The organism is Amycolatopsis sp. NPDC114504, from assembly GCF_055633595.1.
In genome coordinates this window covers 821011-844319 of the sequence record NZ_JBVKDU010000004.1, presented here as the reverse complement: position 1 = coordinate 844319, position 23309 = coordinate 821011, and the positions used below count along the sequence as shown (strand labels likewise).

Below are 23309 nucleotides of genomic sequence, written 5' to 3'. Positions count from 1 at the left end.
GACGTGATCATCAACACGTTTTCGTATCTATGGTCGTCGACGGCGATCGATGCAATTGCGGAATTGGTCGACAACGGGTACAAGACTTTCGAAGTTCCGATCAGCTCTCCGCACTGTTGGCCGGATGAACTGGCCGGCTCGGAGCGCTCGGCCATAAAGGCAAGGCTCAGTGATTACGGTGCGAGTATCCGATCGCTCAATGCCGGTGGATATGACATCAATCTGGCGAGCCCCGGTGCGAATATGCGTCGTAAGAGTATCGAACACGTCAAGTCGGTGATCGACTTGGCTGTGGCTTGGGATGTCCCCGAGGTGGTGATATCTCCCGGTACCAGGCGCCCGATGATTTCACCTTCGCTCGAAAAAGCGTACGGATGGATGTACGAGAGCCTGGGCGATCTGATTCCACTGGCCAAGCAGGCCGGCACGCGGCTCCTTCTGGAAAACACTCCCTACTGCTTCACTCCTACCGTTCGGGACCTGGCGGGTATCGTCAGTACGGTCGACGATGATGCGCTCAAGATCGTGTACGACGTCGCCAATGCCGCCTACATCGAAGAGGATCCCGTGGCGGGTTTGCTCTCGCATCAGGAATCTATTGCACTCGTGCATATTTCTGATACGGGCTTGGAAACCTGGGGTCATGATCCGATCGGCACTGGAGTGGTGGATTTCGAAGGGCTGGGGGCCGCTGTCGAAGCGACATGCGGGGTAAGCAATGTCGTGCTCGAGGTGATTCGCGAAGAAAACACCCTGCATGAGTTCAGTCAGGCCATGCACGACCTCGGAAATAAGGGCTGGAAGCTGGGAATCTAGCTCTCAAGAGCCGGAGCTCGGCCGACCGGGAATGTGGCTGAGAATGGACTTCGAGAAGCCGCCGTCGACACAGATGTCCTGCCCCGTGACATAACCCGACAACGGGCCCACCAGGAACTCGATCACATTCGCGATGTCCGCGGGATCCCCGATTCGCGCCAGCGGAATGATGCCTTCCCTTGCTTTCTTGATCTGGGGGTCGGCGTACATCTTCTCGGTCATCGATGTATGAGTCATGCCGGGGGACACCACGTTCACGCGAATACCGTCGGGAGCCCACTCCAGGGCGAGCGTCTGGGCCAGCATCGTCAAAGCGGCTTTGCTGGGGCTGTAAGCACCTGATCCGGCATGGGGTAGCTGCCCGGACATCGAGGACGTGAAACAAGCCGAACCGCGACTGCGCTTCAGGTGCGGGTAGCTTGCTTTGGCGAGAAGCCACGCGCCGCGGAGGTTGACGGAGAACATGTCGTCCCAGGCCTCGACGGACAAGTCGCAGATCGCGCCGGGGCTCGCGATTCCGGCGTTCGCCACCAGCCCGTCCAGGCCGCCGAATTCGGCCACCGCGGCTTCCACGAGTTGACCTGGCACGTCGGGATCACCGAGGTCACCCGCCAATGCGATGGCAGTACCGCCCAGTGACCGGATCGAACGGACGATCTGTTCTTGACCGGTGGTCACTTTGTGTCCGCACACGGCGATCTGCGGCCGCTCGCCCCGGGCGAGAGCCGCCTCCGCGAGCCTCACGCAGGTGGACGCGCCGATGCCGCTGCTTCCACCACTGACCAAAGCCCTCATCGTGCACACTCCAATAGCCGGGAATCACTAGGACGGGAGCTGCGCGGCCGCGCGCAGATCGTTGGGTGTCGCGCCTTCGAAGCCGAAGAACTCCAGGTAGGCGGGAATCAGCTCGAACAACATGTCGCTGCCGACCTGGATCGTGCAGCCCTTGTCCCCGGCTGCCCGCAGGAACGGGGTCATGTCGGTCTTGAGCACCACGTCTCCGACGTACGAACCGGAGGCGATCCGGTCGACGTCGACGGGCAGCGGATCGCCGTCGTTCATTCCGATGGGCGTGGCGTTCACGATCAGGTCGTAGCCCTCGGGATCCCTCGACCCCAGCACGACCCGCACGTCCGAGTAGTGCCGGCCGATGCGCTGGGAGAGCGCTTCGGAGGCGGCTGCGTCGGGATCGAACAAGCCGATCCCGGCCAGGCCGAGGCCGGCCAGCGACGCGGCGATCGACGAACCGACCCCGCCGTTGCCGACGACCAGCGCGCGTTTCCCGGCCGGGTCGAACCCCTTGCGCAGCATGCCGCGGACGAAGCCGGCGCCGTCGAACTGATCGGCGAGGAGCGACCCGTCCTCGCGCTTCAGGACGGCGTTCGTCGCGCCGGCGATCGCGGCGGTCGGGCTGATCTCGTCCACCAGCTCCATGGTGGCAACCTTGTGCGGCATGGTGACCAGCGCGCCGCGGATGTTGGTGAGGGTGAAGATCGACCGGAAGAAGCCCGGGTAGTCCCCGGCCTTGATCCCCATCGGGACGACGACGGCGTCGATGCCGTTCTTCTCGAACCAGGGATTGCAGATCAGCGACGACTTGAACGTGTGCGTGGGGTGGCCCAGGTGCGCGACGAGCGTGGTCGTTCCGCTGATCATCGGGGGCCTCCATCCGTGCCGGTCCCTGGCTCCTGCGCGTCGTTGGAGAGCTCGGACATCCGTACGCCGCTCCACGCGCACCGCAGCCCGCCGTGCACGGCCCAGTACTCGTCCCAATGGGCGAGCTTGACCTGGTCGCGTTCGAGGCCACGCTTGCGCAGCCGGTCCTGCAGCGTCCTCGGGGAGACGCGGACCCGTACCACCTCCACGTCGATCGGCGGCCAGTCGAAGCGCTCCGCGGCCGCGGTGATGAAGGTGGGGTCGGACAGGTAGGGGCTGAAGGGCGCGTCGACCACCACGGGGCGGCCGAGGCGGAGGTTGGCCCCGGCGACGTCGAGCAGCGAGTCGTACTCGAGGGGCAGGATGGTGTCGCGGTAGAACGGGTTGGCCTCGCGGTCGCCGGGGTCGTACCCGGCCGACACCAGGGCGGCCTCGACGAACCGCGCGCTCATCGCGTCCTTGTCGAGGTACGCGGCGCCGTGCTGCCGCGCGAGGCGCCGGGCGATCGTCGACTTGCCGGAGCCCGCCGTGCCGATGACGATGCGCAGGGTCGGCGCGTTCATCCGCGCGCGTCCCGCACCGCCGTCAGGAAGTCGCGGGCGGCGGTGGTCACCCGGGTGAAGTCGCCGTCGGGCTGCCACGCCTTGGTGACGGCGCTGCCCACGCCGACCCCCGCCACGCCCGCGGCGAACCACTCCTCGACGTTCTCGGCGGTCACCCCACCGGCGGGCATGATCGGCAGGTGCGCCAGCGGCGCGAGCACGGCCTTGGCGTAGGGGATACCCGCGTTCTCGGTGGGGAACAGCTTGACGATGTCCGCGCCCGCCTCGGCGGTCTCGAGGATCTCGGTCGGGGTGAAGGCCCCGCTGATCGTCGGCACCTGGTAGCGGTTCGCGACGCGGATCATCCCGGAGTTGAGCTGCGGGCTGACCAAGAACGCGGCACCGGCTCGGATGCACTCGTACGCGGCGTGGCCGTCGAGGACGGTTCCCGCTCCCACGGCGACCCCGTCCGGTGCGTACCGCGTGGCCAACCGCCGGATGAGCTCGACGGCCCCCGGGATGGAGAGCGTGATCTCCAGGGCGCGGAACCCGCCCTCGATCGCGGCGTGCGCGACGCGCTCCGCGCTGTCCGCGTCGGGCAGCCGAACGATGAGCACGGCGCCCGACTCGTCGATCGAGCGCAGTGTCGCAAGCTTGGTGAACACCTGTGTCCCCTCTGGACGGGAGCGTGATTGACAAATACTCGCACGCTCCTTACGGTCTCTGCAACCGATCTCAGCAACCGATCTCATTGTGGAGCGCTCAATGACGACGAACTCCTCAGACGCCTCCGGGACGTCAAGCCCTCCCGAGCTCTCCGAGGTTCTGGACCGCCCTCGCCGCCCGGTCAACCTGGTGGCGGGCACGATCGGCCACTTCGTCGAGTGGTACGACTGGTACATCTACGGGTTGCTGGCCGCGGTGTTCGCTCCGCAGATCTTTCCCAGCCACTCGCCGTTCGCCTCGCTCATCGCGGCGCTGCTCACGTACGCGATCGGGTTCGTCGTCCGCCCCTTCAGCGGGATCATCGTCTCGCCGCTGGCCGATCGCTACGGCCGGCGGGTCATCCTCACCCTGTCCGTGTCCGGGATGGCGCTCGGCGCCCTGATCATCGCGCTCACCCCCGGGTACGAACAGATCGGCTACGCGGCGCCCATCCTCTTCGTGGTGGCCCGGATCCTGCAGGGCATCTCGGCCGGCAGCGAGCAGCAGAGCGCCATCTCGTTCATGGTCGAGCACGCGCCGCCGAACAGGAGGGGCCTGTTCGGGTCCTTCTCGAACATGGCGAGTGGCTTGGCGACCCTCGCCGCGACCGGGGCCGCCGCGATCATCACCTCGGCCTTCTCCCCGGACGAGCTCGCGGCCTGGGGCTGGCGCATCCCCTTCCTCGTGGGCGGCCTCCTGGGTGTGGTCGGCCTCGTCCTGCGAGCCCGCGCCGACGAGACCTCCGAGTTCGAGGCCAGCTCCCTCGTCGACAAGAAGTCGGCACCCGCACGGCTGATGGCGCTGCTCCGTGAGCATCCGAAGGCCCTGCTGCAGACGGCGGCGCTGTCCGCGCCGGCCGTGGCCTACTACACCTGGGCGACCTTCCTGCCCACCTACGCCCAGCTCACCAGCGGACGGGACAAGACCTCCACCTTGGTCGGCAGCGTCATCGGGCTCACGCTGCTGGTCATCGTCGTGCCGATCTGCGGCGCGCTGTCGGACCGCCTCGGCCGGCGCAAGATCTTCCCCGTCGTGGGTGCGGTCGGCATGATCGTGCTCTTCTACCCCCTGCTGCTCCTCCTCGACCGGCCGGGCTTCTGGGTCTACGTCGTGGTGGCCGCGTCGGGATGGATCGTCCTGGGCATCTGGCAGGCGGTGTACCCGACGATCCAGGCGGAGCTGTTCCCGGCATCGGTCCGGGTGGCCGGCATCGGCTTCTCCCACCAGCTGGTGATCGCCCTCTTCGGCGGCACGGCCCCGCTGATCGCCGCCGCGTTCGTCGGCGCCGGGCACCCCAGGTTCGTCGCTCTCTACATGATCGTGATCATCGTCGTCTGCCTCGCCGTCTACTTCACGCTTCCGGAGACGGGCAGCAAGACACTGCGAGCGACCGTCGCGCTGAAGGACCCGGAGGTCGTGGAAGGTGGGCTGGAGGAGGCCACGGTGCGCACCCCGACGAGGGGTTCCGTGTCGTAGGCGGCTCTCCGTGAGCTGCACGCTCTGCGGAGGGGCGTGGAGCTGCGGCGGACCAGGTCGCCGAGCAGGGGCGTCGGCCGTGGCCGCTCAGCGGACTCTTCGCGGGGCACGTCGGGCGGGTGCCGTCCTCGATGTCGGCCGCGGGCTCATCGAGCGCCGGGGCGGTCGCGGCGCGGCAGCCGCTCGACGACCAGGTCGTAGGAATTCTCGACGGCGTCGGTGATCAGTCGCTTGGTGATGCCAGGGCCCGGCCCCAGTGAGATCCAATGCCGTTTGTCGAGATAGCGGCCCGGGGTGATCGAGGCGTGGCCACGTTCTTGCGCGCGGGCGTATTCAGGTTCGCACTTGACCGTGATGATCTGGTCGTCCGGGTCGTCGGTGACGATCAAGAACACCTTGCCCGCCACCTTGTACACGTCCAGGTGCTCGGTGAACGGGTAACCGTGGTCGGTCCCGGGCAGGGCGAGGGCCGTGGCGCGCGCGGCGTCTTGGAGCCGGTCACCGGCCGCGCTCACCTGGCCGCCCGGGTGCCGCTGCCGTAGGTGCGCGGGTCGACGGGCCGCTCGGCCTTGGACAGGTGGGAGACCACGAGCAAGTAGGAGTCGGTGACGAGCTCCTCGACCAGCCCTTCGTCGACGCCTTCCCCGGCCTCCAGCGTGATCCAGTGCTTCTTGTTCATGTGGTAGCCGGGGGTGATGTGGCGGTACTGCTCCCGCAGGGCGAGGGCCTCGCCGGGGTCTGCCTTGAGGATCACGACGGGGCGCCCCGGAACCTCGGTCATCAGCATGAACACCTTGCCGCGGACCTTGAAGACCTCCCAGTCGGGGCCGAAGGGATGCTCCAGCCGAGCTCCGGGAAGTCCCTCCGCACGATCGGCGGCGGTCTTCTGCAAGTTCATCGTGATGGCCTTCTCGGGTGGTGACGGGCTGGGGCAATGATGCTCCGGTACGTTGACAGGGTACAGATGTTCTGTCTAACGTACCGCCATCTGAAACCGCTGTTCAGCTCATCGAGGAGCGCCGCATGCCGCACGTGTACGAGATAGATGTCCGGATTCCGATGCGTGACGGCGTCGCCCTGGCGGCCAACGTGTGGCGCCTGGCCGAGGGCGAGGGGCCGACGCTGCTCGTGCGTCTCCCGTACGGCAAGGACGCCATGGGCATCACCCAGTCGGTCATGCCCGACTTCCTCGCTTTCCTCGAGGCCGGCTACGCGCTGGTGGTGCAGGACTGCCGGGGTACCCATCGCTCGGAAGGCGAGTTCGTCCCGCACATGGCCGATCGCGCCGACGGCGAGGACACTCTCGCCTGGATCGCCGGTCAGCCGTGGTCGGACGGAACGGTGGGCATGTACGGGCCGTCCTACCTCGGGATGGTCCAGTGGGAGGCCGCCGCGACGGGATCTCCCGCGTTGAAGGCGATCGCGCCGTCGGTCACGTCGATCGACAACTACGAGGCTCCCTGGTACTCCGCGGGCGGTGCGCTTTCCCTGAGCCTGGTCACGTTTTGGAACTCCATGATGTACGCGGCCGACGCGCAGCGGTCCTTGGCGCTCGGCGAAGGCTCGTTGTCCCAGGTGCGGGAGCTCGTCCAGGCGGTACTGACTCAAGAGTCCCTCAACGAGGTGCTGCCGACGGCCGAGGTCCCGGTCTTGGCGGCGTACGGGAAGTGGTGGGACGACTGGATGGCCCACCCGTCGCACGACGGGTACTGGGACGCGATGGAGCTCACGTCCGAGCTGAAGAACGTCACCGCCCCGGCCCTGAACATCGGCGGCTGGTACGACCTCTACATCGGACAGACCGTCCGCACCTTCACCGCCGCCCGCCGGAACGCCGGCAGCGAGCAGGCGCGCGAGGGACAGCGGCTGATCATCGGTCCGTGGGACCACCTCTCCGCGGACGGCGTCTATCCCGACCGGTCCTTCGGCCCGATGGCCACGGCCCAGCTGATGGGCCTGACCGACCTGCACGTGAAGTTCTTCGACCACTGGGTCAAGGGCGAGACCACCGCGTTGGACGGTGTGGCGCCGGTGAAGATCTTCGTGATGGGCATCGACCAGTGGCGCGACGAGCAGGACTGGCCGCTGCCCGACACGCGGTGGACCGACTTCCACCTCGGCAGCGCCGGCCACGCCAACACCGCCAGCGGCGACGGCATGCTGACCACCGAGCCGGCGGCGATCGCCGAGCACGACACCTACCTCTACGACCCGCGCCGCCCGGTGCCCACGGCCGGCGGGGCGTGCCTGCCGATGACCCCGGGCTTCGGCGGCCCGGTCGACCAGCGGACCGTCGCCGGCCGCGAGGACGTCCTGTGTTTCAGCGGTCCCGTGCTCGAGGAGCCCGTCGAGGTCACCGGACCGGTCTCCGCGAAGTTGTTCGTCTCCTCGTCCACTGTGGACACCGACTTCACCGCCAAGCTCGTCGACGTCTTCCCCGACGGCAAGGCGATCAACCTGTGCGACGGGATCCTGCGCGCCCGCTACCGCAACGGCCTCGCCACGGAAGAGCTGATGGAGCCCGGCACGGTCTACGAAATCACCGTCGACCTGACCGCGACCTCCAACGTCTTCCTTCCCGGGCACCGCATCCGCCTGGACGTCTCCAGCAGCAACTTCCCGCGCTACGACCGCAACACCAACACCGGCGGCGTCATCGCCCGCGAGACCGAAGCGCAGATGGTTCCCGCGATCAACCACATCCACCACGGGCCGAGCCACCCCAGCCGGCTCGTCCTGCCGGTCATCGACCGGACGGAGCAGCGGTGAGCGCCGCGGACCGGGTCGCCGAGCTGACCGCGGAATTCACCGCCCCGGTCCTCGACGTGGCGTGGCTGCTGTGCGATCGGCACCCCTCCGATCGCGTCGCGTTCACCGTCGTCGACGGCGAGCCGTTCACGCTGTCCTACGGAGAGCTGGCAGCGCGCTCGCACCGCTACGCGCGCGCGTTGCATGGGCTCGGCGTCGGTCCCGGCGACCGGGTGGCGACCTTGATGGGCAAGAGCACCGACCTGGTCACGCTCATCCTCGCGATCTGGCGGCTCGGCGCGGTCTACGTCCCGCTGTTCACCGCGTTCGCGCCGCAGGCCATCGCCCTGCGGCTGGAGGGCTCGGGTGCGCACGTCGTGGTCGTCGACCCGGATCAGCGCCACAAACTCGACCCGGGTCCCGACCTGCCGCACGACCCTCGGCGCCGCGTCGTCACCGGCGCGTCGCTGGCGGACCTGGCCGCCGCCGCGTCCCCGGAGCCGGTGGCCCGGGTCACCACGAGCGGGGACGGGCCGCTGGTGCACATGTTCACCTCCGGCACCACCGGCAAGCCCAAGGGAGTGATCCACCCCGTCTCCTACATCGCCGGCTGGCAGATCTACCTCGAGTACGCCTTGGGTGTCACCCAGGCGAGCAGCTACTGGTGCGCCGCCGATCCCGGCTGGGCCTACGGGCTGTACTCCGCCATCGTCGCTCCGCTGGCCGCGGGCATCCCGAGCCTGCTGCTGGCCGGCGGATTCTCCGTGGAGACGACCTGGCGCACACTGCTCGAGCACTCGGTCACCGACTTCACCGCCGCCCCGACGGTGTTCCGGGGGCTGCGCGCGTCCTCGGTGCCCGTGCCACGGGGGCTGAGCCTGGAACGGGCGTCCAGCGCGGGGGAGCCGCTGACCCCCGAGGTCAACGACTGGGCGCGGGCCGCACTCGGGCTCGCCGTGCACGACCACTTCGGCCAGACCGAGGTCGGCATGCCGTTGGCCAACCACCACCATCCGGACCTCGCCCGTCCCCTGAAGGCCGGGTCGATGGGCCGGCCGGTGCCCGGCTGGAGCCTCACCGTCCTGGCCGACGACCAGGACGAGCCCGTCGAACCCGGCGTGCTCGGCCGGGTCGCCATCGACGTCGCCGCGAGCCCGTTGATGACCTTCCGCGGGTACCAGCTCCCCGGGCAGAGCGACGCCAAGTTCACCGACGGCGGACGCTGGTACCTCACGGGCGATGCCGGGCGGTTCGACGCGGACGGCGACTTCTTCTTCTCCTCCCGCGACGACGACGTCATCATCATGGCCGGGTACCGCATCGGGCCGTTCGAAATCGAGAGCGTTCTCGTCCAGCACCCCGCCGTCGCCGAGTGCAGCGTCATCGGCGCCCCCGACGACGTCCGCGGGGAGGTCATCGAGGCCTACGTCGTCCTCCGCGACGGCCACGACGCCTCGCCGGCGCTGGCCACCGAGCTCCAGCAGTTCGTCAAGACCCGCTACGCCGCCCACGCCTACCCGCGCACCGTCCACTTCATCGAGGCCCTGCCCAAGACGCCCAGCGGCAAGACTCAGCGCTACCTGCTGCGCCGGCGGCGAGCGGAACTGACCGCGGGGACACGGTGACCGAACCGCTTCTCGTCGAGCAACGCGGCGCCGTCCGGTGGTTGCGGCTCAACCGCCCCGAGCGGCGCAACGCCCTCGACGTCACCCTGATCGAAGCCCTGGACAAGCAGATCACCAGCGCCGAAGCCGATCCCGCCACCGCGGTCGTCGCGGTGGCGGGCACCGGGCCGAGCTTCTGCGCCGGCGGCGACTTCCACCAGTTCCTGGAGCTGCACGACCGGGGCGAGAACCCCGTCGGCTTCCTGACCGACGTGTCGGCCTGCTTCACCCGGATCGCGGCCGCCACCAAACCGTGGGTCGCGGTGCTGCACGGCCACGCCGTCGCCGGCGGCCTCGAACTCGCCTTGGCCTGTGACGTCGTGGTCGCCGCCGACACCACCCTCATCGGCGACGGTCACCTCACCCGCCGGCTCGTCCCGGCGGGCGGATCCAGCGTCCGGTTGCCCGGGGCGGTCGGGCGCGGGCTGTCGCGCTGGCTCCTGCTCACCGGCGAGCTGCTGCCCGCGACCGCGTTCGCGGGTACCGGCTGGCTCCGCGCGATCGTCCCCGAAGCCGATCTGCACGACACGGCCGACCGCGTCTGCCGTCAGCTGGCCGCGCGTGCCAGTCCGGCCCAGCAGCGGCTCAAGACCTTGCTGCACCGCATCGACGGTGTGGCGCCCGAACCCGCCCTGCGCGAGGAACTGGCCACCTTCGCCGACAACTGGCCCGCGAGCTCAGTAGCTGAGGCCCTGCGCGCGTTTCTCGAGACCGGAGACCACCGATGAACCGCTACCACGGACGTGTCGTCGCCATCACCGGTGGCGCGCAAGGCCTGGGCCTCGCCATGGCGACCCGGTTCGCCGCCGAAGGCGCCACTGTCGCGGTGGCCGACGTCAACGGCGAAGCCCTGGCCGGTCCACACCGCGCCGACGTGGTCGACGTGACCGACTCGGCCGGGGTGAACGCCTGGATCGCCGCCGTCGTCGAGGACTTCGGCCGCCTGGACGTGCTGGTCAACAACGCCGGCATCATCCGCGACAACCGGGTCGAGGACATCACCGACGACGACTGGCACGCGGTGCTCGACGTCAGTCTCACCGGCAGCTTCCACTGCGCGCGCGCCGCGTTCGGGCCGATGAAGCGCCAGGGCTACGGACGCATCGTCAGCTTCTCGTCCATGTCGTGGCGCGGGAACTTCGGGCAGGCCAACTACGTGGCCGCCAAGGCCGGCATCGTCGGCCTGACCCGCACCCTCGCCCTCGAGGGCGCGCGCCACGGCATCACCGCCAACGCCATCGCCCCGGGCCTCATCGAAACCCCCATGCTCGCCTCCATGAACGGCCCCGCCCGCGACAAGCTCACTGGCAAGATCCCGATGCGCCACACCGGCCGGCCGGAGGACATCGCCGAGGCCGCGGCGTTCCTGGCCAGTGAGGCTGCCGGCTACCTCACCGGCGTCGTCCTGGACGTCGACGGCGGCATCTCCATCGGCTCGTCAATCCGATGATTGTGGCGCGCTGAGCCCGTGGAGCAGGAGATCAGCCATTTCGGTGTACGCCTCACCCGCGCTCAGGCCGCCCTGCAGGAGCACTCCGGACTGGACCCCTTCGATGGCCAGTGCCACGAGCTGCCCGGCGAAGTTCCCGTCTATCGAGCGCAGCGCGCCTTCCTTGACGCCTTCGGCGATCAGCTCCCGGACGCGCCGGGCCGCGGCCGCGGAGTTCGTCCGATAGATGCTCGCGGTGGACCGAAAGCCGATCATGTCGGCGTAGAACTGGGTCGAACACCGGCTCATCGCGCGGCCGACCCCTGACAGGTAGGCCGGAATGCGCAGCCGCGGGTCGGCCACCTCGGCCAGGGCCTGCTCGATCTGCTCGGTCGCCTGCCGGAAGAATCCCTTGGTCAGGGCCACCACCAGCTGTTCCTTGTTCCCGGCCACGCTGTAGAGCGTCGCCTTCGAACAGTGGAGACGGTGCGCCAGGTCGTCCATGCTCAGCGCCATGAAGCCCTCGGCGAGCACGAGTTCCTCGAGGTCCCTGAGCAGCTGAGCGCGGCGTTCGGGGTCGACCCGGCGGCGTCGCGCCGAACCGTTGCCGGTGTCGTCCAGTGCGGTCATCAGGGGCCCCGTCGTCACGGACCCAGTATGACCCGGGGGAGAGGTCCGGGCCCGGGCGGCTTCGCCGGCCCTCGGGTCTGGACCGGCGAAGCCTGATTCCGGGGTTCCTGCGCGCCGAAACCCCAGAACTGGAAGTCTGACTACCCACTTGTGCGAAAATCACACCGATTGGGGGATCGGCGCTGCGCCGTCCGGGGGAATTCGTCGATCGTCGGGCGATGGCACCTGGGGCGTGTTCGAGCAGCCGGCCGGCCGAAAGCCGATCGGGGGCCGCGTCCTGCCTCGCGCTTGGGTGACGAGGCGTTCCGCTGTTCTGCTTCGCCCGCGGCGGGATCTTCGTCGGGAACCGCTTCGTCCGACTCGACCGCATCCTCTCGTGCGTCAGCGCCTCGGCCTGCAGTCCCACGCGTCTCAGAAAATCTATGCCGACTGAAGTAGACATTGGGTGGCGGGTGTGTGTAGTGTTCTACTCGTAACGAGGAAGACAACGTCAAGCAGGCGCGGGAGAGGACGTAACTACCCGCGAGGTGAGACAAGGCGGTCAGGCAGCGCGGAGCCGATCACGGAACAAGGTTTCGGCTGGTGGCCGCGAGTTCGGCAGTACCGATAGTGAAGATCAGCAGTACTCGTAGTTGTTTGTGCAAGTCGCAAGTGCAGTGGCAGGACCGGTCAGGTGGCCGGAGCCGATCAATGAACGGGGCTTCGGGCAGTGGCCAGCGGCGTCAGCGTGCTGGGACCGATCAGTGGAAGGGTTCCAGCCGTGGCGCCGGTAGCAGTCAACGCAGTACCGGAAGTAGCAGCAGTACCCAGTAAGTGGAAAACACAGGAGAGAAGGGATCGGGAGCATCATTGGATCGCCCGCAGCGGCTGGGTAGTAGCGCCGCGCGGGTGCCGCAGTCCCATCGAGTTCGGAGGTGGTGCTCGGTCACGAGTAAGCGATCCCCGCGACACCCGGCTTTCGGCCGGACGCGGGTGCAGGAAGCCGGCGGTCGCGCCGGTGGACAATGGTGAAACCCAACCCTTGAGGACCCCGGGTGCCGTGCGCGGCACCCGGGGTCCTTTGTGATGTGGAGGTCGGATGATCCCTGAGCAAGCAGGACCGGCCACGCCCGGCGCGGCCGACAAGTTCGACGACGAGCACTACCCCGCCTACACGATGGGCCGGGCCGCCGACCTGCTCGGCACCACCCAAGGCTTTCTGCGCAGCCTCGACGAAGCCGGGCTGATCACGCCGCAACGCTCCGCCGGCGGGCACCGCCGCTACTCACGGCAGCAGCTGCGACTGGCCGCCCGCGTGCGCGAACTGGTCGACCGGGGAACCGCCATCGACGCCGCCTGCCGCATCGTCACCCTCGAAGACCAGCTCCACGAAGCCCAGCGCCTCAACACCGAACTCCGCGCCGGAAACTGAGCTCCACACCCGAGCCGGCCGCGTGGAGATGCTGCTCCTGGAGCGCGGCCGCAGTGTGCGCGGCCGACTCGGCGGTCCGGCGGCTGTAGAGGGTGATCGCACCCGGCATCGGCTTTGACTTGCGACTCGGCAGGATCGTCGTGGCCGGCAGTGAACCGAACCGCTGGGCCGGCGGTCCATCCGCGGCGACGCCGCAGCGGTCGATCACCCCGATCCTCCTCAGCGCACCGTCACGACGACCTTGCCTCTGGCGCGTCCTTTGTCGACGTACGCCATGGCGTCGTTGGTCGCGTCGAAGGGGAAGATCCGGTCCACGACCGGCTCGATGACACCGGCGTCGATGAGGGAGGTGATCTCGCGGAGCTGGGGGCCGTCGGCGCGCATGAAGAGGAACGAGTAGTCCACCTGGCGGCGCTTGGCCGCGGTCCGGATTCCGTGGCTCAGCACGCGTGTCGCCGGGCGCAGGATCCACGGCTTTCCCATCTCCCGCGCGAAGTCCGGGTCGGGTGGGCCGGAGAGGGAGATGAGCTTGCCGCCGGGCTTCAGGATCCGCAGGGACTTCTTGAGCGCTTCGCCGTCGAGGCTGTGCAGGACCACGTCGTAGCCGTGCAGGACGTCTTCGAAGTCGTCCTTGCGGTAGTCGATGACGACGTCCGCGCCGAGGCGCTCGACCAGGTCGACGTTCGCCGTGCTCGTGGTCGTGGCGACGGTGGCGCCGAGGTGCTTCGCCAGCTGGATCGCGAATGTCCCCACGCCGCCGGAACCCGCCTGGATGAAGACCTTCTGCCCCTTGCGCAGCCGGGCACGTTCGATCAGTGCCTGCCAGGCGGTCAAACCGACGAGCGGGACGGAAGCGGCTTCCTCCATCGTGAGCCGCTTCGGCTTCAGGGCCAGGTCGTCTTCGTGGACGGCGATGAACTCCGCGAAGGTGCCGATCCGGTCCTTGTCCGGGCGCGCGTAGACCTCGTCGCCGGGCTTGAACTCGCGCACGCGGGCCCCGACGCGGAGCACGACGCCGGCCACGTCGTGGCCCAGCACGAACGGCGGGCGGTAGGGGAGGAAGAGCTTGAACTCCCCGTCCCTGATCTTCGAGTCCAGGGCGTTGACGCCGGCGGCGTGCACCTCGACCAGCACGTCGTGCTCGCCGACGGCGGGCTCCGGCACGTCGCCCGCCCGCAGTGTGTTGCCGTTCTTCCCGTAGCGATCGACGACGAACGCCTTCATCTCAGTCACCCATCTTTAGATTATGATCGTACTACAATATGACCGGGCGGGTCGAGGTGCAAGGGGTCGGCCGCACTTAGATTATGATCGTACTAACATAAGGGCTTCGGTCCCGGTGAGTGGAGGCGCGCGTGGTGCGGTACGCGAAAGAGCACAAGCAGGCGACGCGGCAGCGGATCATCGAGACGGCCGGGCGCCGGCTCAAGCGCGACGGGATCGACGGCTCCGGCGTCGCCACGCTCATGAAGGACGCGGGCCTGACCAACGGCGCCTTCTACGCCCACTTCGAGTCCAAAGAGGACTTGGTCGCCACCGTGGTCTCCGAGCAGCTGCGCGGTCAGCGCGAGTGGCTCACCTCGTTCCCGCCCGGCCGCGACGGCGTCGAGCAGATGGTGCGTACGTACCTCTCGCCCGAACACCGCGACAACCCCGAAGAGGGCTGCCCGTCCGCCGCGCTGCTGGACGAGATCGGCCGCTGCGCGGATCCGACCAAGGAGACCTACACCGGCAGCGTGCTGGCCGTCATCGACGACATCGCCGCCCGTCTGGCCCCGCACGACCCGCCGTCGGCGCGCGTCAAGACGCTCAGCATCTACGCCCTGATGGTCGGGACCCTGCAGCTCGCTCGCGCCCTGGCCGACCGGCAGCTCTCCGACGGCGTCCTGGAGCAGGGGATCCGCAACGCGCTGACCGTGCTGGACGCCCCGCCGGCCGGCTGAGCCGCCGCGTCACGAACGGGAGTGCTTGCACCGCTCATAGAATTATGGTCATAATATAAAGCATGACCACGTACACGGCTGACACCCTCGAGAACCACACCGCCGCGGGTCCTTCCGCGGTCTTCACCTACCGCCGCACCGGACCGCGGGGTGGCGTGCCCCTGGTCCTGCTCATGCGGTTCCGCGGCACCATCGACTGGTGGGACCCGGAGTTCGTCGACCGGCTCGCCGCGGACCGCGACGTGATCCTGTTCGACAACGTCGGCATCGGGTACACCGGCGGCGAGCCGCGCGACACCGCGGAGGGGTTCGCCGACGGCGCGATCGAGTTCATCGAGGCCCTCGGGCTGGGGCCGGTCGACCTGCTCGGCTGGTCGCTCGGCGGCATCGTGGCGCAGCTCGTGGCGCTCCGGCGGCCCGGTCTCGTGCGCAAGATCGTCGTCGCCGGCAGCAGCGGGCCGGGTGTCGCGCCGGGCACCCCGGCGATGGGGGAGCGGGTGCTGTCCATCATGGCCAAACCGGACGCGGACGCCGAAGACCTGCTCTACCTCTTCTACCCGGAAACCGACCAGGCTCGGGCCGCGGGCCTCGAGCACCTCGGGAAGGTGGCCAAACGCCTCGAAGCGGGCGGTCCCGCGGTCACCGAGGACGCCGCCCAGGGCCAGCTCGCCGCCGTCGGACGCCTCCTGGCCGTGGAATGGGACCAGCTGAAGGCCCAGCTGCGGGCGATCGGCCGGCCGGTCCTGTACGCCAACGGGATCCACGACGTGATGATCTCCGCCCTCGGCTCCTACAAGGCGGTCGAAGAGGTCGCCGACTCCACGCTGGTCCTCTACGGCGACGCCGGCCACGCCTTCCTGTTCCAGCACATCGACGAGTTCGCCGCCCAGGTCGACCTCTTCCTCGGCAAGTGAAGGACGAACCATGACCAGCAACCAAGACGTCGTCCTGTCCTATCGGGACGCACCGACCCGCACCGTCTCCGCCGGCGGCGTCGACTTCGCCTACCGCGAGCTCGGCCCGAAGACCGGGGTCCCGGTCGTCTTCCTGACCCACCTGGCCGCGGTCCTGGACAACTGGGACCCCCGCGTCGTCGACGGGATCGCCGCGCACCACCGGGTCATCGCCTTCGACAACCGCGGTGTGGGCGCGACCACCGGCACTACCCCGAAGTCGATCCAGGCGATGGCGGCCGACGCCGTCACCTTCATCCGCGCGCTGGGCTTGACGAAGGTCGACCTGCTCGGGTTCTCGATGGGCGGCATGATCGCGCAGGTGATCGCCCAGACCGAGCCGGACCTGGTCCGCAAGCTGATCATCGCCGGCACCGGCCCCGCCGGGGGCGAGGGCATCAAGAACGTCACCCGGATCTCGAACCTCGACACCGTCCGGGCGCTGCTGACGCTCCAGGACCCGAAGCAGTTCCTCTTCTTCACCCGGACGCCGAACGGCAAGCGGGCGGGCAAAGAGTTCCTGGCCCGGTTGAAGGAACGCACGAACGACCGGGACAAGGCGATCGCGCCGAGGGCCTACCTCGCCCAGCTCAAGGCCATCCACCGGTGGGGCCTGGAGAAGCCGTCCGACCTCTCCGGTATCCGGCAGCCCGTGCTGGTCGCCAACGGCGACCACGACCGGATGGTGCCGACGAAGAACACCCACGACCTGGCTCGTCGCCTGCCGGACAGCGAACTGGTGATCTACCCCGACGCCGGCCACGGCGGCATCTTCCAGTTCCACGCCCGGTTCGTCGACAAGGCCCTGGAGTTCCTGGCGCGATAGTGCCGGATGCACCGCGCGGGGCGAATCGGGGTGCGGAGTGTCGTACCCAAGGACGATCGCGATGGAGACAGTGGAGCCTCACGATCGACCGACAAGGACAACCAGATGCCGGATTTGACGCCCCCTCGGCGAAGAGTGCGTGGTGCTGCTGCCGCCGCCGGCGCGGTCGCGGTCGTCACGGTCATGATCGGGAGCACCGCCCGCCGGCGTGGCGAGTCGTTCGGTCTGCACGCTCCACGCCGCAGGACGCGGGTCGCTTCCCCGCAGGCCCAGCAGCAGGTGAAGAGCCGGTGGCTGGTCCTTCTCGCCTACGGGCTGCTGGCGGCCGCGAGCCAGACACTCTTCGTAACCTACGCGCCCGTGACCGGGGACGCCGCGCGGCACTTCGGCGTTTCGGTCGGGGCGATCGGCTGGTTGTCGCAGGTCTTCCCGCTGGTCTACGTGCTTCTCGCGATCCCGGCGGGCCTCGCACTCGACCGGTTTCTCCGGCCGGCCCTCGTCGCCGGCGCGGTCCTCACCGCCGCCGGGGCGTTCCTGAGGCTGGCCGCCGACGATTTCACCTGGGCCTTCGTCGGGCAGGTCGTCGCCGCGGCCGGGCAGCCGTTCGTCCTCAACGCCATCCCGGGGCTCGCCGTGGGCTATTTGTCCGAAAAGGACCGAGCCACCGGCATCGCCGCCGCGTCCTCCGCCACCTTCGGCGGCATGGTCGTGGGGTACCTGCTCGGGGCGTGCCTGCCCGGCGAAAGCAACATTCGCACTCTCACGCTCATCACCGCGCTGATCGCCCTGGACGCCGCGCTGTGCCTCGTCGGAGCGCTGCGCTTCGCGCCGGCGCAGGCGAGCCCCGTCGGCGGCCTCCGAGCCGTGCGTGCGGCGTTCGGCAACCGGTACATCCGGCGGTTGTGCGCGGTCGTCGCCGTCCCCATGGGCACGTTCATCGCCCTCGCGACGTTCGCGCAACCGCTGCTGGCGCCGGCCGGAGTCCCGGAATCCACCGCCGGGCTCATCCTCGCGGGCACCATGATCGCCGGGGTGCTCGGCTGCGCCGTCGTGCCGGTGTGGGCGGACCGGCGCGGCCGCGAGGTCGGGCTCATGGGCGCGGGGATCGCGTTCACGGCCGTGGCATGCCTGCACCTGGCCCTGGTGCCCAGCACGCCGATGGCCTTCCTCACGCTGCTCGGAACGGGTTTCGTGCTGCTGCCGGCGCTGCCCATCGTGCTCTCGCTGAGTGAGCGGCACGCGCCCGACGCCGAGAGCACCGCCGCCGGCCTGATCTGGATGGCGGGCAACCTGGGCGGGGTCGTGCTGGCGACGGCGATCGGGTTCCTCGTGACCAGCCCGGCCATCGCGTTCGTGGCGCTGTCCGGCGCGACCCTGCTGGCCCTGCCGGCCCTGCGCTGGTTCCGGAAGCTGCGGTGAAGCTCAGCCGACCATGATTTCGGGCGCGATGTCCAGGACGAGCAGGGCCGCCGCGACATGGGTGGGGTTGTCCTCGACCTTGACGACCGCGAGCTCGTTGGCGCGGGAGACCCGCCGCTCGACGGTGTTGCGGTGGGCGTAGAGGGCCGCGGCGGCCCGGGTGGTGTTGAAGCCGCACTGCACGTAGGTGAGCAGCGTCCGCCGTAGCTCCGGGTCGGCGTCGGCCAGCGGACCGAGGGTGTTGCCGACGAACCGGCGGGCGCTCGCGCGGTCCTTGGTGAGGGCGTCGATCAGCTCGACGTCGGCGTAGGCGGTGAACCGCCGGGCGGAGCCGAGCCGAACGACCAGAGCTTGGGCCGAGAGGGCGTCCTGGTGGCTGGACCGGAACCCGTCGAGCCCGCGTCCCGGCCTGCCCACCGCCACGCGAACCTCCTCGGCCACGACCTCCTCGACCTTGGGCAGGTCGACTGACTCCGTGCCGGACAGCCAGATCCAGCGCGACGTGGCACTGGCACGGGCCACCAACGTGCTCCGGTCCGCCGTGGCGGAGCGCACGGCCGTGGTCGCCTCGTCCAGCGCGTCGTGCCGCCCGGGATCATCGACCCACAGCACCAGGCCCACGTGCCACCGCGCCATCCGGTAGCGCAGGCGTCCCTCGGCGAAGTCCTCCGACATCGGCGCGCCGCCGGCGATCATCTGGATCAGGGCGATCGCCTCGGCGTCCGCGTTGCCCATCGCCGCGGCGAGGCTCACCTCGCGCAGGACCGAGACCGAGTCGAGGGCGTACTGCACCAGCGACTTCGCCGACACGTCCAGGACCCCCACGAGCAGGTCGCGATCCGCGCAGTGCGCCGCGCACTCCTCCAGCCACCGGCGCCAGCCGATCCCCAGCGCCGCCCGCCACCCGCCGGCGAAGTCGGGCGCGATGCCGCGGGCCACGAGATCGCCGATGTACGCGGTGATCCTCGGCCCGACGTAGGGTTCCACCCGCCGCCCCGGGTGCTGGATGTTCGAAGTCAGCCACTGCACCAGATCCGAACGGTTGAGGTGGCGGTCCTCCTCGACCAGCGACGCGTCCGAGAGCAGCGCGGGGTCGTCCTGCGCCGTGAGCGCGAGCGTCGAGATGGCGTCGGTCAGCGCGTCCGTGTCCGCCAGGAGCCGCTGGCACACGGACCGGATCGCGTCGGCGACGTCGAGGGGCGGCGCCGGCCACAGCTCTTCCATCCCCGAAGTGTGCACCGTGCACCAGCTCCGCGCGAACCCTGTGCCCGCTGTCGTTGTGACCGCGGCCATGGCTTGGCGACAGTGAACCCATCACAAAGCCGGCTCGGCGAGGAGAGGCAGACCATGGCAGCTGAGGTGCTGGACGCCGACGAGGAGTTCGACGTCGTCGTCATCGGCGCGGGGATTTCCGGGATCGGCGCGGCGACGTATTTCAGCCGGGAGCTGCCCGGCAAGTCCCTCGTCGTGCTGGAGGGTCGCGACAACATCGGCGGGACCTGGGATCTCTTCCGGTACCCCGGTATCCGGTCGGACTCGGACCTGCACACCTTCGGCTACGAGTTCAAGCCGTGGCGCCACGAGGCCGCGATCGCCGACGCCCCGCTGATCCGGGAGTACCTCCGGGAGACGGTCGAGGAGAACGACCTGGCGCGCCTCATCAGGCTGCGCCACCGGGTGGTCCGGGCGGAATGGTCCTCAGTGGACTCGAAGTGGACGCTGCGCGTCGAGGCTCCGGGGTCCGTCAAGACGATCCGCGCGCGCTGGGTGTTCGCCGCCACCGGCTACTACCGGTACGACAAGGGGTTCTCCCCGGAGTTCCCCGGACAGGACGACTTCGCGGGCCGGATCGTCCACCCGCAGCACTGGCCCGAGAACCTCGACCACAGCGGCAAGAAGGTCGTCGTCATCGGCAGCGGCGCGACCGCGATCACGCTGGTGCCGGCGATGGCCACCGGGGCAGGCGCTGCCCGGCACGTCACGATGCTGCAGCGCACTCCGACCTACGTCATGGCGCTGCCCCGCGTCGACCGGGTCGCGACGACGCTCACGAAGCTGCTCGGCGAAAAGCGCGGGTACGCCGCGACGCGGTTCAAGAACATCTGGATCGAACACGCGACCGTCAAGGGCCTGCGGGCGTTCCCCCGGCTCGGGCGAGCGGTGATCCGCCGCGAGAACCGCAAGCGGCTGCCGAAGGGCTTCGACGTCGACAAGCACTTCACCCCGCCGTACGACCCGTGGGACCAGCGGCTGTGCCTGGCACCGGACGGCGACTTCTTCGACGCGATCAAGGCCGGCACCGCTTCCGTCGTCACCGACACGATCACGAGGTTCAGCGAGCGTGGCGTCGTCCTGGCGTCGGGCGAGGAACTGGAAGCCGACATCATCGTCACCGCGACCGGGTTGACCATGCGCCTCTTCGACGGGATGCCGATCGTGGTCGACGGGCGCGAGATCGACCTCGCGGACTCGGTCTCCTACCGCGGGATGCTGCTGAGCGGGATCCCGAACTGGGCGATGGCGATCGGCTACACGACCTCGTCCTGGACCCTCAAGGTGAGCCTGATGTGCCGCTACTTCATCGACCTGGTCCGGCACATGGACGCGCACGGCCACGACCGGGTGGTCCCGGTCGCGCTCCCGGGCACGCCGCGCCGGCCGGTCATGGACCTGCAGGCCGGCTACGCCAAGCGCGCCGAGAAGATCCTGCCCAAGCAAGGAGATGTCGCCCCCTGGCGGATGGCGATGTCCTACCCCGAAGACGCCAAGGCGCTGCGCGGCCCGGTCGCCGACGAGAACCTCGAGTTCGGCACCGCGCTGTCCGCCGGACGGCGGTCCGCCCGTGTCTGAAGACCACTACGCGGCGCTGCCCTCCGGCACGACCATCTGCTACCGCGACCACGGCGACCAGGCCAGTCCGGCGATCCTGCTCATCGCCGGATTGGGCGAGGACCTCACCTTCTGGACCGGCTCGTTCGTCGACTCGCTGCTGGCCCGGGGTTTCCGGGTCGTCACGATGGACAACCGCGACGTCGGCCGGTCCACGTTCGCGACCACGCCACCGCCCTCGTTGTGGCGTCAGCTGCTCGCGCGCCCTCGTCGTGACGCCTACTCGCTGGCGGACATGGCCGCCGACGCGCTCGGCGTCCTCGACCACCTCGGGATCCGGCAGGCCCACCTGGCCGGCCGGTCCCTGGGCGGGATGATCGCCCAGACGGTCGCCGCGACCGAACCCGCGCGTGTCCTGTCCCTGACGTCGATCTTCTCGACCACGGGGGCGAAGAAGGCCGGTCAGCCGGCCCGGTCGACGCTCCTGCTCCTCGCCGGCCCACCGGCCCGGACCAGAACCGCGGCGGTACGCGCCCACCTGCGGATCACCAGCCACATCGCCGGCACGGGATTCCCCATCGACGACGCGGCCGAGGCCGCCATGGCGGCAGGGGGCTGGGACCGAGCCGCCGGCGACCTGGCCGCGGGCGCCGCTCGGCAGATCCAGGCGATCCAGGCATCCGGGGACCGGACCGCCCAGCTGCGCCGGATCACCGCGCCCACCCTGGTCGTCAACGGCGACCGGGACCTGCTGGTCGCCCCCAGCGGCGGCGCCGCGACGGTGAAGGCGATCCCCGGCGCCCGGCATGTCGTCATTGACGGCATGGGCCACCACATCCCCGAGGCCCTCGTCGAGCCCATCACCCGGCACATCTCGGACCACGCCGGCCGCGTGACGGAAGGAGCATCATGAGGATCGACAACGTCGAGTGCGGCACCTTCAGCGGCTGGATTGACCCGCCCACCGACGTCCTGCCCAGCCTCGACGGCGACCTCACGTGCGACGTCGCGGTCATCGGCGGGGGCATGGGCGGCATGGCGACGGCGTTGCGGCTCGCCGAGCGCGGTCAGGACGTGGTGCTGCTGGAGGCCGAGTTCTGCGGCTACGGGTCCAGTTCGCGCAACGGCGGCCAGATCGCGAGCGTCCCGGGCGGGGACCTCCGCCTGCTGAGCCTCTTCTACCCCAAGAAGGTGCCGGGAATGGTGCGCCTGGCCGAGAATTCCGCGAGCTTCGTGGAAGACCTCATCAAGACCCACGCCATCGACTGCGACTACGAGCCCAACGGCCTGGCGTTCGCCGCGGTGGGACCCGGGCAGATGCTGCGCATCCGGACTTTAGCCGCGATCCTGCGGCGCGCCGGCGGACGCGGTCACGTCGGCACGAGCGAGCAGCTCGGCATTCCCCGCGGCTTCGTCGGCGGCATGCGCGAGGCCGTGGGCGGCATGCTGAACCCCGGCAAGCTGAGCCGGGGCGTGCGCGGCGCCCTGGTCTCGTCGTCGGTCCGGGTTTTCGAACGGACCAAGGTCACCGACGTGACGCAGCGGGGCGGCCAGGTCGTCATCTCAACCCCCGGCGGCACCGTGCGGGCGAACAACGCGGTGCTCGCGACGAACGCCTACTCGGGGGAGTGGGACATCACCCCGAAACGGCTCTCGGTGCCGCTGTGGCTCATCGAGATGGAGACCGAGCCCATCGCCCCGGAGCGGCTCGCCGCGCTGGGGTGGAGCAGCCGGTCGGGCGTGATCACCCAGCACCAGGTCATGGAGCACTACCGCCTCACCGCGCGCGGCACCATCGTGTTCGGCGTCCGGCGCGTCGAGCGCGGTATGACCTACCCCCTGCCGGCGAAGGCCCCGGACCGCGAGCTGGTCGAAGAGCTCGCCGGCGCGTTCGCGAGCCGGTTCCCCACCCTCGCCGACGTCGCCGTCGAGCGGGCGTGGGGCGGCTGGATCGCGATCACGTCGTCCTGGCTGTCGATCGCCGGCCGGATCGAGGACAACGTCTACTACTCGATCGCGTGCAACGGGCACGGCCTCGCCCAGGCACCGTACGTCGGATCACTCATCGCCGACTCCATTGTGGACGGATCGCGGCACGAGGACCTCGAGGGCATCTGGGCGGAGAAGCCGAAGTTCCCGCCCTTCGCGATGGTCGGCCCGCGCAGCCTCCGTCTGGTGTCGGCACTCGACCGCTTCACCGACTCGATCAACGGCAGCCGGCGCCGTGCCCTGCGTGCGGCCGCCCGTGTGCGCTGAAAAGGA

At 69.4% G+C, this 23309-nt stretch carries 23 protein-coding genes; 14 read left to right on the top strand and 9 right to left on the bottom strand.

What is annotated here, in order from left to right:
• Positions 1-3: 3 nt before the first annotated feature.
• Complete coding sequence (locus ACZ7PG_RS33480; RefSeq protein ID WP_470243139.1) at positions 4-816, top strand: sugar phosphate isomerase/epimerase family protein; 813 nt, start codon at positions 4-6, stop codon at positions 814-816.
• A 3-nt stretch (positions 817-819) separates the two neighbouring features.
• Here the strand turns inward: ACZ7PG_RS33480 and ACZ7PG_RS33475 are convergent, their stop codons facing one another.
• From ACZ7PG_RS33475 to ACZ7PG_RS33460, 4 genes are read right to left on the bottom strand one after another with little or no spacing between them, the layout of a single operon-like run.
• Positions 820-1611 carry an SDR family NAD(P)-dependent oxidoreductase gene (locus ACZ7PG_RS33475; RefSeq protein WP_470243138.1) on the bottom strand — a complete coding sequence of 264 codons (792 nt, stop codon included), beginning with the start codon at positions 1609-1611 and terminating at the stop codon, positions 820-822.
• Positions 1612-1638: 27 nt separating this feature from the next.
• The gene (locus ACZ7PG_RS33470; protein WP_470243137.1) at positions 1639-2472 is read right to left on the bottom strand and encodes a shikimate dehydrogenase family protein; all 834 of its coding nucleotides are present in this window, start codon (positions 2470-2472) and stop codon (positions 1639-1641) included.
• Positions 2469-3035 (bottom strand): P-loop nucleotide/nucleoside kinase family protein, encoded by a 567-nt coding sequence (locus tag ACZ7PG_RS33465; protein WP_470243136.1) that lies wholly within the window; start codon positions 3033-3035, stop codon positions 2469-2471. Before ACZ7PG_RS33465 ends, ACZ7PG_RS33470 begins: the two co-directional genes overlap by 4 nt.
• Complete coding sequence (locus ACZ7PG_RS33460) at positions 3032-3679, bottom strand: bifunctional 4-hydroxy-2-oxoglutarate aldolase/2-dehydro-3-deoxy-phosphogluconate aldolase (RefSeq protein WP_470243135.1); 648 nt, start codon at positions 3677-3679, stop codon at positions 3032-3034. The genes ACZ7PG_RS33465 and ACZ7PG_RS33460 overlap by 4 nt, the downstream gene beginning before the upstream one ends.
• Before the next feature lie 100 nt (positions 3680-3779).
• Here ACZ7PG_RS33460 and ACZ7PG_RS33455 point away from each other — a divergent pair, with 100 nt between their 5' ends.
• A complete protein-coding gene (locus ACZ7PG_RS33455) occupies positions 3780-5195 on the top strand; it encodes an MFS transporter (protein ID WP_470243134.1) in 1416 nt (471 codons plus the stop codon).
• A gap of 146 nt (positions 5196-5341) precedes the next feature.
• Here ACZ7PG_RS33455 and ACZ7PG_RS33450 read toward each other — a convergent pair whose 3' ends face one another.
• Positions 5342-5710 (bottom strand): MmcQ/YjbR family DNA-binding protein, encoded by a 369-nt coding sequence (locus ACZ7PG_RS33450; protein ID WP_470243133.1) that lies wholly within the window; start codon positions 5708-5710, stop codon positions 5342-5344.
• Positions 5707-6093 (bottom strand): MmcQ/YjbR family DNA-binding protein, encoded by a 387-nt coding sequence (locus ACZ7PG_RS33445; protein WP_470243132.1) that lies wholly within the window; start codon positions 6091-6093, stop codon positions 5707-5709. The genes ACZ7PG_RS33450 and ACZ7PG_RS33445 overlap by 4 nt, the downstream gene beginning before the upstream one ends.
• Before the next feature lie 125 nt (positions 6094-6218).
• On the opposite strand from ACZ7PG_RS33445, the gene ACZ7PG_RS33440 reads away from it, so the two are divergent.
• The 4 genes from ACZ7PG_RS33440 to ACZ7PG_RS33425 are packed head-to-tail and all read left to right on the top strand — an operon-like array spanning position 6219 to position 11057.
• On the top strand, positions 6219-7964 hold the full coding sequence (locus ACZ7PG_RS33440) for a CocE/NonD family hydrolase (protein WP_470243131.1): 1746 nt from the start codon (positions 6219-6221) through the stop codon (positions 7962-7964).
• Positions 7961-9568, top strand: a complete 1608-nt coding sequence (locus ACZ7PG_RS33435; protein ID WP_470243130.1) for an AMP-binding protein — start codon at positions 7961-7963, stop codon at positions 9566-9568. The genes ACZ7PG_RS33440 and ACZ7PG_RS33435 overlap by 4 nt, the downstream gene beginning before the upstream one ends.
• Positions 9565-10335 (top strand): enoyl-CoA hydratase/isomerase family protein, encoded by a 771-nt coding sequence (locus ACZ7PG_RS33430; protein ID WP_470243129.1) that lies wholly within the window; start codon positions 9565-9567, stop codon positions 10333-10335. The genes ACZ7PG_RS33435 and ACZ7PG_RS33430 overlap by 4 nt, the downstream gene beginning before the upstream one ends.
• Positions 10332-11057 carry an SDR family oxidoreductase gene (locus ACZ7PG_RS33425; RefSeq protein WP_470243128.1) on the top strand — a complete coding sequence of 242 codons (726 nt, stop codon included), beginning with the start codon at positions 10332-10334 and terminating at the stop codon, positions 11055-11057. Before ACZ7PG_RS33430 ends, ACZ7PG_RS33425 begins: the two co-directional genes overlap by 4 nt.
• Here ACZ7PG_RS33425 and ACZ7PG_RS33420 read toward each other — a convergent pair.
• Positions 11046-11684, bottom strand: coding sequence for a TetR/AcrR family transcriptional regulator (locus ACZ7PG_RS33420; RefSeq protein WP_470243127.1), 639 nt, complete (start codon positions 11682-11684; stop codon positions 11046-11048). The two genes, ACZ7PG_RS33425 and ACZ7PG_RS33420, sit on opposite strands and share 12 nt — an antisense overlap.
• A gap of 1060 nt (positions 11685-12744) precedes the next feature.
• Between ACZ7PG_RS33420 and ACZ7PG_RS33415 the strand changes: the two genes are divergently transcribed.
• Positions 12745-13077 (top strand): helix-turn-helix domain-containing protein, encoded by a 333-nt coding sequence (locus ACZ7PG_RS33415; RefSeq protein WP_470243126.1) that lies wholly within the window; start codon positions 12745-12747, stop codon positions 13075-13077.
• A 219-nt stretch (positions 13078-13296) separates the two neighbouring features.
• Here ACZ7PG_RS33415 and ACZ7PG_RS33410 read toward each other — a convergent pair whose 3' ends face one another.
• Positions 13297-14301 (bottom strand): NADP-dependent oxidoreductase, encoded by a 1005-nt coding sequence (locus ACZ7PG_RS33410; protein ID WP_470243660.1) that lies wholly within the window; start codon positions 14299-14301, stop codon positions 13297-13299.
• Between the two features lie 134 nt (positions 14302-14435).
• Between ACZ7PG_RS33410 and ACZ7PG_RS33405 the strand changes: the two genes are divergently transcribed.
• The 4 genes from ACZ7PG_RS33405 (at position 14436) to ACZ7PG_RS33390 (ending at position 18218) form a co-directional block, all read left to right on the top strand.
• The gene (locus ACZ7PG_RS33405) at positions 14436-15020 is read left to right on the top strand and encodes a TetR/AcrR family transcriptional regulator (RefSeq protein ID WP_470243125.1); all 585 of its coding nucleotides are present in this window, start codon (positions 14436-14438) and stop codon (positions 15018-15020) included.
• A gap of 62 nt (positions 15021-15082) precedes the next feature.
• A complete protein-coding gene (locus tag ACZ7PG_RS33400) occupies positions 15083-15934 on the top strand; it encodes an alpha/beta fold hydrolase (protein ID WP_470243124.1) in 852 nt (283 codons plus the stop codon).
• Between the two features lie 10 nt (positions 15935-15944).
• Positions 15945-16799, top strand: coding sequence for an alpha/beta fold hydrolase (locus ACZ7PG_RS33395; RefSeq protein ID WP_470243123.1), 855 nt, complete (start codon positions 15945-15947; stop codon positions 16797-16799).
• A 105-nt stretch (positions 16800-16904) separates the two neighbouring features.
• Entirely contained in the window at positions 16905-18218 is a 1314-nt protein-coding gene (locus tag ACZ7PG_RS33390) for an MFS transporter (protein WP_470243122.1), read from the top strand.
• Between the two features lie 3 nt (positions 18219-18221).
• Here the strand turns inward: ACZ7PG_RS33390 and ACZ7PG_RS33385 are convergent, their stop codons facing one another.
• Complete coding sequence (locus tag ACZ7PG_RS33385; protein WP_470243121.1) at positions 18222-19442, bottom strand: helix-turn-helix domain-containing protein; 1221 nt, start codon at positions 19440-19442, stop codon at positions 18222-18224.
• 123 nt (positions 19443-19565) lie between these two features.
• On the opposite strand from ACZ7PG_RS33385, the gene ACZ7PG_RS33380 reads away from it, so the two are divergent.
• Genes ACZ7PG_RS33380 through ACZ7PG_RS33370 form a run of 3 tightly spaced genes read left to right on the top strand, consistent with a single transcriptional unit; the run spans position 19566 to position 23303 of the window.
• Complete coding sequence (locus ACZ7PG_RS33380) at positions 19566-21068, top strand: flavin-containing monooxygenase (protein WP_470243120.1); 1503 nt, start codon at positions 19566-19568, stop codon at positions 21066-21068.
• Positions 21061-21960 carry an alpha/beta fold hydrolase gene (locus ACZ7PG_RS33375; protein WP_470243119.1) on the top strand — a complete coding sequence of 300 codons (900 nt, stop codon included), beginning with the start codon at positions 21061-21063 and terminating at the stop codon, positions 21958-21960. Before ACZ7PG_RS33380 ends, ACZ7PG_RS33375 begins: the two co-directional genes overlap by 8 nt.
• Complete coding sequence (locus ACZ7PG_RS33370; RefSeq protein ID WP_470243118.1) at positions 21957-23303, top strand: NAD(P)/FAD-dependent oxidoreductase; 1347 nt, start codon at positions 21957-21959, stop codon at positions 23301-23303. Before ACZ7PG_RS33375 ends, ACZ7PG_RS33370 begins: the two co-directional genes overlap by 4 nt.
• Positions 23304-23309: the final 6 nt, after the last annotated feature.